General features: G+C 54.6%; 11 protein-coding genes. 8 read left to right on the top strand and 3 right to left on the bottom strand.

Annotated elements, in window-relative coordinates; translation table 11 throughout:
- Positions 1 to 121 precede the first annotated feature (121 nt).
- From glgC to glgP, 5 genes are all read left to right on the top strand, one after another.
- Positions 122 to 1,387: a glucose-1-phosphate adenylyltransferase gene (glgC, locus tag Q0Y21_RS09655; protein ID WP_297794359.1), complete on the top strand. Its 1,266-nt coding sequence runs from the start codon at positions 122 to 124 to the stop codon at positions 1,385 to 1,387.
- Positions 1,377 to 3,104, top strand: a complete 1,728-nt coding sequence (locus tag Q0Y21_RS09660; protein ID WP_297794362.1) for a glycoside hydrolase family 57 protein — start codon at positions 1,377 to 1,379, stop codon at positions 3,102 to 3,104. The genes glgC and Q0Y21_RS09660 overlap by 11 nt, the downstream gene beginning before the upstream one ends.
- Positions 3,101 to 4,594 carry a 4-alpha-glucanotransferase gene (malQ, locus tag Q0Y21_RS09665; RefSeq protein WP_297794365.1) on the top strand — a complete coding sequence of 498 codons (1,494 nt, stop codon included), beginning with the start codon at positions 3,101 to 3,103 and terminating at the stop codon, positions 4,592 to 4,594. The genes Q0Y21_RS09660 and malQ overlap by 4 nt, the downstream gene beginning before the upstream one ends.
- A gap of 195 nt (positions 4,595 to 4,789) precedes the next feature.
- The gene (locus tag Q0Y21_RS09670) at positions 4,790 to 5,092 is read left to right on the top strand and encodes a PilZ domain-containing protein (RefSeq protein WP_297794368.1); all 303 of its coding nucleotides are present in this window, start codon (positions 4,790 to 4,792) and stop codon (positions 5,090 to 5,092) included.
- A gap of 82 nt (positions 5,093 to 5,174) precedes the next feature.
- Positions 5,175 to 7,685, top strand: coding sequence for an alpha-glucan family phosphorylase (gene glgP, locus Q0Y21_RS09675; RefSeq protein WP_297794370.1), 2,511 nt, complete (start codon positions 5,175 to 5,177; stop codon positions 7,683 to 7,685).
- A gap of 8 nt (positions 7,686 to 7,693) precedes the next feature.
- Here glgP and Q0Y21_RS09680 read toward each other — a convergent pair whose 3' ends face one another.
- On the bottom strand, positions 7,694 to 9,109 hold the full coding sequence (locus tag Q0Y21_RS09680) for a TrkH family potassium uptake protein (protein WP_297795384.1): 1,416 nt from the start codon (positions 9,107 to 9,109) through the stop codon (positions 7,694 to 7,696).
- 252 nt (positions 9,110 to 9,361) lie between these two features.
- On the opposite strand from Q0Y21_RS09680, the gene Q0Y21_RS09685 reads away from it, so the two are divergent.
- From Q0Y21_RS09685 to Q0Y21_RS09695, 3 genes are read left to right on the top strand one after another with little or no spacing between them, the layout of a single operon-like run.
- A complete protein-coding gene (locus Q0Y21_RS09685; RefSeq protein ID WP_297794373.1) occupies positions 9,362 to 9,910 on the top strand; it encodes a porin family protein in 549 nt (182 codons plus the stop codon).
- 59 nt (positions 9,911 to 9,969) lie between these two features.
- The gene (locus tag Q0Y21_RS09690) at positions 9,970 to 10,545 is read left to right on the top strand and encodes an ACP phosphodiesterase (protein ID WP_297794374.1); all 576 of its coding nucleotides are present in this window, start codon (positions 9,970 to 9,972) and stop codon (positions 10,543 to 10,545) included.
- Positions 10,542 to 11,141, top strand: coding sequence for a RimK/LysX family protein (locus tag Q0Y21_RS09695; protein WP_297794377.1), 600 nt, complete (start codon positions 10,542 to 10,544; stop codon positions 11,139 to 11,141). The genes Q0Y21_RS09690 and Q0Y21_RS09695 overlap by 4 nt, the downstream gene beginning before the upstream one ends.
- A gap of 51 nt (positions 11,142 to 11,192) precedes the next feature.
- On the opposite strand, the gene ycaC is transcribed toward Q0Y21_RS09695, so the two are convergent.
- Both ycaC and Q0Y21_RS09705 read right to left on the bottom strand, forming a co-directional pair.
- Positions 11,193 to 11,813 (bottom strand): isochorismate family cysteine hydrolase YcaC, encoded by a 621-nt coding sequence (gene ycaC / locus Q0Y21_RS09700; protein ID WP_297794380.1) that lies wholly within the window; start codon positions 11,811 to 11,813, stop codon positions 11,193 to 11,195.
- A gap of 91 nt (positions 11,814 to 11,904) precedes the next feature.
- Positions 11,905 to 12,774: a pirin family protein gene (locus Q0Y21_RS09705; RefSeq protein WP_297794382.1), complete on the bottom strand. Its 870-nt coding sequence runs from the start codon at positions 12,772 to 12,774 to the stop codon at positions 11,905 to 11,907.
- Positions 12,775 to 12,877: the final 103 nt, after the last annotated feature.

Below are 12,877 nucleotides of genomic sequence, written 5' to 3' on the forward strand. Positions count from 1 at the left end.
TTGCGTCATCTTCTTGGTGCTAGAATTCTATAGTTAATAGGTTCGTCAAAATATAGTCGCTCCTCCACTATAGGATAGTAGGAAGAGCCAGAAGACCTGCAAGGTTTTCAGGGAAGCTGCTATGCAAACTACGAAACGCTTCGTCAGCCGACTTACACGACAGACACTTGCGCTCGTGTTGGCCGGGGGTAGGGGGACACGCCTCTACGATCTCACCAAATGGCGCGCAAAACCGGCAGTGCCCTTCGGAGGCAAGTTCCGAATCATCGATTTTCCTTTATCCAACTGTATCAATTCGGGAATTGGTCAGGTGGGCGTCATCACCCAGTACAAATCCCATTCTCTGATGCGCCATATCCAGCGAGGCTGGGGATTCCTGAGAGGGGAGTTGGGCGAATTTGTAGAGCTACTGCCGGCGCAACAACGAATCGAAACCTCATGGTACGAGGGCACGGCAGATGCGGTGTTGCAGAATCTCGATATCATTCGCAGCCACGATCCCGAGTATGTGCTGATACTGGCGGGCGACCACGTTTACAAGATGGACTACGGCACCATGCTGGCTTACCACGTTGAGAATGATGCGGATGTCACAGTGGGGTGTATTGAAGTTCCGATTGAGGAAGCGAGCGCTTTTGGGGTGATGTCGGTTAACGACGAATTCCGTATTACCGAATTCATCGAGAAGCCGGAACACCCAAAGCCTCTGCCCAAACAGCCGGGTAGGGCGCTGGCATCCATGGGAATTTATGTGTTCAGTACGCGGGTTCTATTTGATGAATTGCTGCGGGACCATGAGCTCGTATCGGATTCCTCTCACGATTTCGGCAAGGATATCATTCCCTCGATTATTTCCCGGTTACGGGTCGTGGCGTTTCCGTTCCGCAATCCTATCCGCAATTGTCCGGCTTACTGGCGGGATGTAGGGACTATCGATTCTCTCTGGCAGGCGAATCTTGAACTGATTGGCGTCAGCCCGGAGCTGAATCTGTATGACCCTGATTGGCCGATCTGGACTTACCAGGAACAGCAGCCGCCGGCGAAGTTTGTATTTGACGACGATGACCGCCGTGGTATGGCCGTAGACACCATGCTTGCAGGAGGCTGCATTGTGTCGGGTGCACTGGTCCGACACTCATTGCTGTTCTCCCAGGTGAAGGTGCATTCCTACAGCACGGTTTCTGATACCGTGATATTTCCAGATGTGGATGTCGGTCGCCACTGCGAAATTCACCGGGCAATTATCGATCGGGGTTGTCGCATCCCGGCTGGCACCAAAATCGGCGTAGATCTCGAGAAAGACCGCGAGCGATTCTACGTCTCTCCAAAAGGCGTTGTGCTCGTCACTCCCGAGATGCTCGGGCAGGATTATCCCCATGGCCTCTGACAATCGCACTCCGGTTGTTTTCTGCTGGCACATGCACCAACCCGGGTACCGCGATCTTAGAACCGGTACCTTCCTGTTTCCCTGGGTGTATCTGCACGCTCTGAAAGATTACAGCGATATGGCCGCGCACCTCGAGGCCCACCCCCATGCAAAAGCCGTGGTGAACTTTGCCCCGATCCTGCTGGAACAGATCGAAATCTACCTGGTGGATATGGAGCGCTGGCGACATGGCGCCGGGGAAATCGGCGATCCTTTGTTGGCTGCGTTGGTAGCCTCACGGTTGCCTGACCCCGGAACGCCGGGGTTTCTCGACATAATGGAGAAATGCCTGCGCGCCAACGATGAACGTATCATTCAACGTTTTCCCGCTTACGCTCGGCTGGCGCAACTTGCGGAATTCTATCGCTCAAAACCGCAAATACAGCGCTATATCGCACCGGCATTTCTATCGGACTTGCTTGTCTGGTATCACCTCGGCTGGATGGGAGAAGCCATTCGCCGCACTAATAGCTGCATCCAGGCGTTGCAGGAGAAAGCCACCGGGTTCAGCCCTGACGACCGTGTCGCACTGTTCGATGTCATTTTTGAAACACTGGCGGGCATCGGGCCCAGATACCGCCATCTTGCTCAGACAGGACAGGTGGAGCTGTCTGTCAGCCCTTTCACCCATGCCATGGTGCCACTACTGATTGATCTCGGCAGTGCACGGGAGGCAATGCCGGAGATACCATTGCCGCAACACGCCAGTTATCCCGGCGGAGACGCCCGGGCACAATGGCAACTCGAAAAGGCCAGGGAGGTCTTCCATCGCTTTTTCAGCACCGATCCCACGGGCTGCTGGGCATCAGAGGGCGGCCTCAGCCAGCAAACACTCCACTATCTGCAGCAGTCGGGTTATCAATGGACCGCCAGTGGAGATTCGGTGCTACACAACAGCCTGTCGCGAGCGCAGGCTGACGGGCAGGAAACGTTGGACAACTCGGTTCACCAGCCTTACCGGTTTGGCGATACCAGCGTCACCGTTTTCTTCCGCGATGACGGGTTGTCAGACCTGATTGGCTTTACTTATGCAGACTGGCACGCGGAGGACGCGGTCGGTGACCTTGTCCATCACATGGAGAATATTGCTTCCCACGCTGATGCCTTCGGTAATCGAGTTATTTCGGTCATTCTGGATGGTGAGAATGCCTGGGAATACTACCCGGAGAATGCCTTTTACTTTCTGGACGAACTTTATCAGGTGCTTGAAAACCACCCCCGCCTGGCATTGACTACCTATCGGGATTTAATGGAGAAGGGTGCCGCTATTCCGCAAGAGTTACCAACAATAGTGGCCGGCAGCTGGATTTACGGCACTTTTTCTACCTGGATCGGGGACCCCGACAAGAATCGCGCCTGGGACTTGCTCTGCGAAGCCAAGCACCATTTTGACCGTGCCATGGATAATGGTTCTCTGACCGCCGAGCAGAAATTGGCAGCGATGGATCAACTGGCGATCTGCGAGGGCTCGGACTGGTTCTGGTGGTTTGGAGATTATAATCCCGCACAGGTAGTGAGCGATTTTGAGCACCTGTATCGGCGGCACCTGGTTAATCTGTACGACATGATTGGCTATCCAGCCCCTCCGTCTGTGTTCCAGAAGCTCAGTCAGGGCAGCGGCGCTCCTGTTCGTGGGGGGGCAATGCGGCCAGGCCACGATTCTGATGGTGCGGTATGAGCGTGCACCATAAGTTGTCAGAAGCGTTGGCGCACCGGCGCGCCGGCGTATTGCTTCACCCAACCTGCCTGCCGTCACAGCACGGCCTGCTCGGCAACAGTGCTCGCCGCTTTGTCGACTTTATGACAGAAGCTGGCTTGTCTGTGTGGCAAACCCTGCCGCTGGGCCCTACTCACGCTGATCTTTCTCCCTATCAATCCTTATCCGCACACGCCGGTAATCAGGACTTTATTGGTCTGGAGGACCTGGTTCATGCGGGTCTGATCAGCGAAACCGAACTGGACGGCGCCGAAAGCAGAATTCAGCGGCAATCGGTTATTGCCACGGCCTGTGAGCGTTTTTTTAATCACACAGAAGGGCGGTTCCATGGGCTCACACTGGCCGAATTCGAGGCTTTTCGTACCGCAAATGACGATTGGCTTGAGGACTACTGTCTGTTCTGTGCCATTCGCAAGGTTTATCCTGAAGGAAGCTGGCTGTCGTGGCCTCCGGAACTTAGAAACAGGGACCCTGTTGCTCTTGAGCATTTTGCGGCGACCCATGCCGAAACGCTACGCAGGCTGCAGTTTGAGCAATTCCTATTTGATTTCCAATGGAGTCGCTTACGAGAGTACGCCCACGAGCGCGGCATTCTGATGTTTGGGGATATTCCCATCTTTGTCGCCCACGACAGTGCTGATGTGTGGGCCGCGCCCCATCTGTTCAAACTCAAAGTCTCGGGTGAGCCGGAGTTCGTGGCTGGCGTGCCGCCGGACTATTTTTCTCCCGAGGGGCAACACTGGGGCAATCCGCTCTACGATTGGCCGGCCATGGCGCAGGATGGGTATCAGTGGTGGATGTCCAGGCTTGAAACCCAGCGACATTTTTTCGATCTGATTCGCATCGATCACTTCCGGGGGCTGCAAGCGTACTGGGAAATACCCGCTGCACATCCGACTCCGAAGAATGGCTATTGGGCGGCGGGCCCGGGAGCCGATTTTCTTGACGCCTGCTTCCAGCAATTTCCTGATCTTCCGCTGGTGGCAGAGAATCTGGGCATGATCAGCGATGATGTCGAAACTCTCCGACACCACTTCCGCTTACCGGGCATGACCGTCATACAGTTCGGTTTTGATGGCAGTGCTGCCAATCCCCATTTAGTGCACAACCACCACCGAGGTGATCTTGTCTATTCCGGCACCCACGACAATGACACTACGCTGGGCTGGTATCTGAGTCTTGATGAACACACAAGGGAATACGTGGACAACTATCTGGGTCATTCAAGTGAGCCCATGCCCTGGCCGGCTATTCGAACGGCGTTTCAGTCGGTCTGCCAACTTGCGGTGATACCCATGCAGGATCTGCTGGGTCTGGATAGCAGGGGGAGGTTCAACACACCAGGAACCATCACTGGCAACTGGGCCTGGAAGCTGGACTGGGGCTCTTGCCCTGCGAGCCTCGCCGGGCATATCCACCACCTGGTCAGACTTTACGGACGACTCCCCTGACTTTGATAGGGCGCAGCCACTCGGGCGGTCAATTTTTGATCTGAATCAAGAGCGGATTTTGAAAAATGACGCTATGATTTGAACATTATTCGTTCAACCAGGCTGGATGTTCAGCCGATAGTGGGAGGCCCTATGGAACACAGGCTCAGCAAACGTATTTTGGGGAAACTCGGGCTGCTGGTTTACAGGCGAGGTATGCCAGTTGCGACAGGGCAGATCCGGGATGCCAGTATACGTGGCCTTTTTATCGCCACCGACTACACCGACGTACAGGTGAATCAGACACTCGAGCTGGAGTTCCGATTCCCGGACAAAAAAGAGAACGCTTTTCGCCGCATCAAGGCGCAAGTGGTAAGAAAATCCGATGACGGCCTGGGTGTGGATTTTGAAGGCATGGACAATGACGGCTTCACCATATCAGCATTGTTATCCTGGCTTCAGAAAAACAATTACATTGTCACTTACTTTCCCCCCATTCGTCAGAACTACCCTTATTGAACGTATCAAATTCATCCAGCAGGAATTCGCATCATGGAACGATACCGCACGCTGACGTCGCGAATCGAAGGATAGTCAGGCCATGCCGGAACCTGCGGGAACGTATCTGCATTGGAAATTACCCGGGGAACTGACCGGGCTCGCCGATCTCGCGCTGGATCTCCGATGGACGTGGCATCATGGGAGTGATGTACTGTGGCGAACCATTGACCAGGAATGCTGGGACGCCACGCATAACGCCTGGCTGGTGCTCAACAGTGTGCCAGGCAAACAGCTGCAGACCCTTGCCTCAGACCCTGATTTCATCGCCCTTTTAAAGGCGCAACTTGCCGCCTACAGGGAGTTTCACCAATCTGCTACCTGGCTTGGCGAATCCCATCGGGAAGCACTGAAGGGCCAGGTCGCCTACTTTTGCATGGAATACGGATTAGCCGCCTGCTTGCCGCTATACTCGGGCGGGCTTGGTGTCCTGGCCGGCGATTCTCTGAAAGCTGCAAGTGACCTTGGTGTTCCGGTAATTGCAGTGGGTTTGCTGTACCAGCAGGGCTATTTCCGCCAGGAAATAAATACAGAGGGGGATCAGGTCGAGTTTTATCCCTACAACGACCCCACTATGCTGCCTCTGGTGCCCCTCAGAGATGAGCAGGAGGAGTGGGTGAGGGTGGCTGTCGATCTCCCTGGTCGCTCAGTCCGTCTGCGTGTCTGGATCGCCCGGATCGGACGCTGCCGCCTCTTGTTACTCGACAGCAACGATCCCCGCAACGAACCCAAGGACCGCGGTATCACCAGCGAACTTTATAGTGGCGACGGGGAAAAACGGCTGCAACAGGAAATGATGCTCGGGCTGGGAGGGTGGCGCTTACTTCAGCGAATGGGAGTTCAGCCATCGGTGGTGCACATCAACGAAGGCCATTGCGCCTTTGCACTGCTGGAGCAAATCCGCGTTCTGTGCAAATCTACCGGGATGGGTTTCGAAGCCGCCCGACTGGCCACGCGCGCTCGCAATCTGTTCACCACTCACACCTCGGTTGCTTCCGGTTTCGATCTATTTCCTGTGAAGCTTATCAGCCAGTATTTCTCAGACTATCTGAATGACCTCGGGCTGGACCTGAATGGTTTTTTACAGTTGGGCCAGGCTGACGGTCGCGCCTCTGATAACTTCAATATGAGTTACCTGGCCATTCGCCTGAGCGGTCGCGTGAATGCCGTTAGCCGCATCCATCAGGAAGTATCACGCCATATCTTCAGTGACCTTTTTCCGCAATGGCCCCTGCAGGACATCCCGGTAGAGTTTGTGACGAATGGTATACACACCCCCAGCTGGGACTCTCCTGAAGCTGATGCTATCTGGACCGAAGCCTGCGGAAAAGGCCGATGGTGTGGCGCTCTGGAGAAGATCTGCATTCCTTCGGTGACCATCAGCGATGAACGCTTGTGGCAAATGCGAAGCAAACAGCGTCACCGTCTGATTCGCTTTCTCCGGGAACGGCTCCATACCCAGCATTGTGAACATGAAAACGGGAGAGATGCAGAAGCCTCTTGCGGGCTGCTTCTTGATAGTGAGGCGCTGACGCTCGGGTTCGCCCGCCGTTTTACCGATTACAAACGCCCGGACCTGCTACTGAAAGATGAATCCCGCCTGCTCAGGTTGCTCAATGACCGGGATCGACCACTGCAAGTCGTAATGGCAGGTAAGGCGCATCCGAACGACCTTCATGGCAAGGCTCTCATCCGGCGCTGGAAACAGTTCATCAGACGCTCCGACATGCACGGCCGGGTCGTATTCATCGATGATTACGATCTGGACGTGGCAACCCAGCTGATCCAGGGCGTGGATGTCTGGCTCAATACCCCGAGGCATCCGTGGGAAGCCTGTGGAACCAGCGGCATGAAGGTGCTGGTTAATGGCGGCCTGAACCTGTCTCAGTTCGATGGTTGGTGGGCAGAAGCCTGGAGGCCCGAAGTCGGCTGGGCGATACGACGGGACGCATCCCTGTCCCGGCTGAGCAATTCGTCGGAATACGATGAGGAAGACGCAACAGAGCTTTTCACGTTATTGGAGCAAGAGGTCATACCAGGTTTTTACGACTTTGATTCAAGTGGCCTGCCCAGAAAGTGGTTAGCGATGATCCGTAACAGCATGGAAACACTCACCCCCTTATATTCTGCCAACCGGATGGTTCGGGAATACACCGAACAATTCTATATACCAATGGAACAAAGGCATCGGGAACGGTCCGCACAACAAACCCAATCCCTGGCACTTCAACTGCATCAGCTGCAGAAACACTGGCCACTGCTCAGGTTTGGTCTAATGGATTGTGTCGAACACGGGAACGACCTTGAAGTCTCCGTTCAGGTTTATCTGGACGAGCTTGACCCCGGGTTGTTGAAACTGGAACTGGTGGCGGACGAATCTGACTATGGTGGTCGTGTCGTTGAGGAGATGTTTGGGGAACCGGCCATGAGTGGAAACTATTTATATCACTGCCGTGTGCCAAACAGACCCCTGGAGCACTATACGCCGCGGCTGGTGATAGGCGACCGCCGGCTGAACCTGCCTCTGGAAGATCCCCGAATTCTCTGGCGGTGATTGGTCAATCAGCTTCGCCAGAAAGCAGGGGACAGCACAATCACCACACTCAGGATTTCCAGGCGTCCCATCAACATACCCACCGAAAGCACCCACTTGGCGGCTTCAGGTAAGCTTGAGAAGTTGCCTGCAGGTCCAATGGTGTCACCCAGGGCGGGCCCCACATTGGTCAGAACCGTCAGGGCGCCTGAAAGACTGGTAATGAAGTCCAGCTGTAAGGCGGCCAGGATGATGGTGATAATGAGCAGACATAGCAGGAATATGAAGGTATAGGCGATCATGGACGCGATGATCTCGTCACTTACCGCCCGGCCATTGTAGTTCCGGGTGAACACTGCTCTCGGGTGAAGCAGCCGCATTAGCTGCTCACGCAGTACGATCAGTGACAGCTGGAACCGGAAAATCTTCATGCCTCCGGAAGTCGAACCGGAGCACCCTCCAACAAACATCAGAAAGAAGAACAGCACGAATGCCAGCGGCCCCCAGGCGGAATAGTCCTCGGAGGCGTAGCCGGTGGTCGTGACCACCGAGGTCACGTTGAACAGGGTGGCGACGTAGCCGTGTGCGAGATCGAAATCCGTTGGAGACACATACCAGCGGTACAATGTCAGTAAAGCAGGAACGATCAGCAAAATAGAAAGGAAAAGCCTGACCTGTTGGTCCCGGAACAGGACCCCGTGCTGCCCGTGCATCTCACGAACAAACAGAAAGAACGGAATACTGCCGATGATCATGAACAGAGTGGCTTGCAGCAGGATCAGGTCTGAATCGAATTTGCCCATCGACGCATCGGAGGTGGAGAATCCTCCTGTGGCGATACTGGTCAGCCCATGATTGAAAGCGTCAAACAGGGTCATACCAGATAACCAATAGGTCGTAACCGCTATCAGTGAAAACGCCACGTAGACAAACAAAAGGCCCCGACTGAGTGTTTTCATTCTGGGCAGCGCCTTATCGGTCCATTCGGACGATTCCGTCGCAAACAGCCTCATGCCACCCACACGAAGGAATGGAAGGACGGCGACGAACATACCAATAATCCCGATTCCCCCGATCCATTGGAGAATGGAGCGCCACAGCAGAAGATCCTGATCCATGGTGTCCAGGCCGGTCAGCACGGTTGCGCCCGTGGTTGTAATACCTGACGTCCCCTCAAAGATCGCGTCAGCGATGGTGATGTCCAGGTCACTCAGGTAGAAAGGCAATGACGAGAGGACGGCGATGATAAACCAGCTGGATACCGTAAGCACAAACATGAATCGGGGTTTCAGGTCACGGGCCTGGCGATAGGTGGTCACAATCCCGAGAAGACCGAGGCCAAATACAATAGCGGCGGACTCCGCAAACGCCATCGCATTAGGCGCTTCAGAACCTGATAGAAGTAAGACTGGTAACGTCATGAAAATACTCAAGAGTACGAACATGACGCTGACAATAAAGATTACGGGGTTAAGGTTTCTCAAAGGAAGCTCAAGTCGACTGAACAGAGAGACGGCGTCAGAATACATGCGGCCTGACGCATTCGCAAGGTAACAAGGGCCTGCGGCAACGCCGTTACCGGGGAATTAATTCACTGTAAATATCGGGTAAATCCGGATCTTTACTATGGATAAATTCGTTGGTGTAGTGCAATTTCGTAAAAACAACGATGAAATCCAGCAAGGAGCATAAAAGATATGAAAACCTCACGTGCATTGGTATTTGGACTGACCGCACTCGCAGGCAGTATGGCTGCGGCCCCCGCATTGGCGAATGACATGTACAAGTCAGGCGTCGGTGGTCTGTACGCCGGCCTGAACTACACCTTCTTCAATATCGAGGAAGGCTCCGACGATGTGGATGTTGGCACTTTATCTGCCAAAGTGGGCGCACTGGCGACGCCTTACTTCGGCGTGGAGGCTCGGGCAGGTTTTGGCGTTGACGACGACAGACTTGATGGCGTCGATTTCTCCCTCGATAACTTTTTTGGTGGTTACGCCACACTGAATCTTGCTAACGAGTCGCCTGCCACGCCTTATGTTATTTTGGGCTTTACCCGGGTGGAACTGGAAGCTGAAGGTCCACTCGGAACCGCCAGCGAGGATGATTCCGACTTTTCCTATGGTATCGGCGTCAACGTGGAAATGGCGCCCCAGTTGTCCGGTAACCTTGAGTATATGCGTTATTATGATCAGGACAACGTTACTGTCGATGGCCTCGGCCTGGGCGTGACCTTTAATTTCTGATCGGGTAAGCCTCCCGGGATGGCTGGTTTACCCGCCATCGATTGTTATCGGGAGGCTGTTTGAATCATCTGGCCCATGTTTTCCTCGCACCGGACTCACCTGAGGCCCGCATTGGCAGCGTGATGGGGGATTTCGCCAGAGGACTGCAAGTCCGGGAACTCCCACCAACGGTCCGCGTTGGCATCCACCATCATCGCGCTGTGGATAGCTTCACAGACAGCCACCCCGACGTACTTGCCAGCAAACGACTGTTCTCTCGACAACGGCGCCGTTTTGCAGGCGTTGCGCTTGATATCCTCTATGATCACTACCTGTTAAGACATTGGCAAGGATTCAGCAATGTTGATTCTGATACGTTCATCGCCACTGCTTACCAGGAGTTCCGGGACTACGAATACTTGATGCCCGATAAAATGAAAAGGGTGACCCGGAATATGGTAGAGAATGACTGGTTCGGTACTTATGCTGACCTCGATAGCGTGGGTTTTGCACTGAACCGCGTTGCTCAGCGTATCCGTTTCCAGCATCAGTTTTTCGATATCATCGACGAGATAAAAGAGCACGACCGGGAGCTGGAACGCCGGTTCCTGACATTTTTCCCAGACCTGATTAAATTCGCCGGAGAAGTTTCATGAAGTTTGCTGTAGGACTCACCTTCGCAGCCCTTATTGCTTCAATCAGCCCCGTCCTGGCAGAGGACAATCAGAATCAGCAGCGCCCACCGGAATCCCTGGGCTTTGTGGAGTGGATTGTACTTCAGGACACCGGCTTGCGCCTGAAGGCTCGGCTGGATACCGGGGCAAGAACTTCCTCCCTGCACGCGGTTAATATCGAACCCTTTGAGAAGGGAGATGAGAAGTGGGTGAGCTTTCAGGTCCCCCTTGCTGATCACCGCGATCAGGAAAAGGGCGAAGAGGGAACCGAGGTTGAAGACGTCATCCTGGAATTTGAGCGCCCGGTGGACCGGACTGTCAGGATCAAACGAAAGGGGGCACCTTCCCAAAGGCGGTATGTGGTGCGTATGGAGTTCTGTATTGCTGGGTCTACCCATGAAACCGAGTTTTCCCTCGCCGACCGTGGGCGCTTCTCCTATCCAGCTTTGTTGGGCCGACGCTTCCTGAGTGACGACAACATTCTAGTGACGTCATCAGAGAGTTTCATGGCTGAAAATGACTGCGAACATAACAACCTGGACGAACTGGCGCAGAGCGGGCAAAACCTGGCGAAATAGCGAGCTAGCAACCACACCCACAAGGATTGTGAGTGTGGTGCCCGCTAAAGCTTACCCTTTCTGGGCGGCAAAGCTCTGCATCAGGTTTGCGTAGTGCGGCAGATGCTTGGCGAGGATGCCGCCAAAGCCTTCGATATCGTTGCGCCAGTCACGGTGCAACTCGCAGCCAACGCTGAACCAGTTCATCATTTGTGCACCGGCCTGTTCCATGCGGCTCCACGAAGCGTCGCGGGTGGTCTGGTTGAAGGTGCCTGAAGCATCGGTGACAACAAAGACCTCATAGCCTTCTTCCAGCGCAGACAGAGTCGGGAAAGCCACGCATACGTCGGTAACCACACCGGCAATCAACAGCTGCTTCTTGCCAGTGGCTTTCACGGCTTTGAGGAAGTCCTCGTTGTCCCAGCAGTTAATCTGGCCGGGACGGGGAAAGTAGGGCGCATCCGGGAACATTTCCTTGAGTTCCGGCACCATCGGACCGTTAGGGCCATCCTCAAAGCTGGTGGTCAGAATGGTCGGTATATTGAAGAACTTGGCGATGTCCGCCAGCGCCAGCACGTTGTTCTTGAAATCGTCCGGAGAGAAGTCCCGTACGAGAGAGAGCAGCCCTGACTGATGGTCCACCATCAGCAGAGCAACATCGTCCTTATCCAATCGGTTGTATTTAAAAGCCATTTTCCTTCTCCTTCGTTTCAGGTGGATTTTATTGACCGGCCCCGGATCGAGCGAGAGGCCGGTTTCAACCGCTGGCCATCACCTGTCCTGGCTAGCGGTGAAGCATGCCGAACTTTCCGTTCTGAAAGTCCGCGATTGCCTGATGGATTTCAGCCTCTGAATTCATGACAAAGGGGCCGTGTCCAACAACTGGCTCGTTAATCGGTTCACCGGTGAGCACCAGCAACCGGGCATCGTTGTTTGATTCAAACTGCAGTTCCTGGCCCTGACGCTCGAAGCAGGCAACTTCCGCTTCTCGCAGCACTTCCGATCCATTTGACTGCACCGTGCCCTTCAGCACCACGATAATGGCGGTGTGTCCTTCCGGGACTGTTAGAACGACATCGGCTCCCGGTTCCAGCTTCAGGTCCCAGACGTTCATGGGTGTATGGGTCTTCGCTGGGCCCGTGTGGCCCTGGTATTCACCGGCGATTACCCGCAGACTCCCAACGTAATCGCCCAGCGAGATGCCTGGAATGTCTTTATTCAGCAAGGTTTGATAGGCAGCGGGCACGTCTTTTGCCCGGGCAGGGAGGTTGACCCAGAGTTGGACCATCTCCAGGACACCGCCGCGCTCAGTGAATTCACCGGAATGAAACTCCTCGTGAACGATACCGGCGCCAGCGGTCATCCACTGCACGTCACCTTCACCTATTAAACCGCCGCTGCCGGTAGAGTCCCGGTGCTCCAGTTCGCCCTGCAGAACCAGGGTGACGGTCTCAAAACCACGGTGGGGGTGCTGGCCGACTCCGCGCCGATGGGAGCCAGGCTGAAACTGTGCGGGCCCGGCATAGTCCAGGAGCAGGAAAGGGCTGATATTGTTGGCGCCCATGCGATCGTAGGACAACAGCGAACGAACGGGAAAACCATCACCCACCCAGTGACCATTGGGCGTGCTATAGGTGGTCATTATCTGTTTCATGCGTTCCCCCTTATCTGAATACTAGATCGGCGTTGAATAGGCTCAAGATAGGGGAACGGAGTTGGCCTGAGTAGGTAGCAAAAATTATAATCTGTGTTCTATA

Source organism: uncultured Marinobacter sp. (assembly GCF_947259545.1).
Classification (GTDB): Bacteria; Pseudomonadota; Gammaproteobacteria; order Pseudomonadales; family Oleiphilaceae; genus Marinobacter.

Excerpts from the sequence above, each read along its gene's own strand:
- malQ (WP_297794365.1), top strand. The coding sequence starts at position 3,101 with ATGAGCGTGCACCATAAGTTGTCAGAAGCGTTGGCGCACCGGCGCGCC.
- Q0Y21_RS09705 (WP_297794382.1), bottom strand. The coding sequence starts at position 12,774 with ATGAAACAGATAATGACCACCTATAGCACGCCCAATGGTCACTGGGTG.
- Q0Y21_RS09680 (WP_297795384.1), bottom strand. The coding sequence starts at position 9,109 with ATGTTCGTACTCTTGAGTATTTTCATGACGTTACCAGTCTTACTTCTA.
- Q0Y21_RS09695 (WP_297794377.1), top strand. The coding sequence starts at position 10,542 with ATGAAGTTTGCTGTAGGACTCACCTTCGCAGCCCTTATTGCTTCAATC.
- ycaC (WP_297794380.1), bottom strand. The coding sequence starts at position 11,813 with ATGGCTTTTAAATACAACCGATTGGATAAGGACGATGTTGCTCTGCTG.
- Q0Y21_RS09670 (WP_297794368.1), top strand. The coding sequence starts at position 4,790 with ATGCCAGTTGCGACAGGGCAGATCCGGGATGCCAGTATACGTGGCCTT.
- glgC (WP_297794359.1), top strand. The coding sequence starts at position 122 with ATGCAAACTACGAAACGCTTCGTCAGCCGACTTACACGACAGACACTT.
- Q0Y21_RS09660 (WP_297794362.1), top strand. The coding sequence starts at position 1,377 with ATGGCCTCTGACAATCGCACTCCGGTTGTTTTCTGCTGGCACATGCAC.
- Q0Y21_RS09685 (WP_297794373.1), top strand. The coding sequence starts at position 9,362 with ATGAAAACCTCACGTGCATTGGTATTTGGACTGACCGCACTCGCAGGC.
- glgP (WP_297794370.1), top strand. The coding sequence starts at position 5,175 with ATGCCGGAACCTGCGGGAACGTATCTGCATTGGAAATTACCCGGGGAA.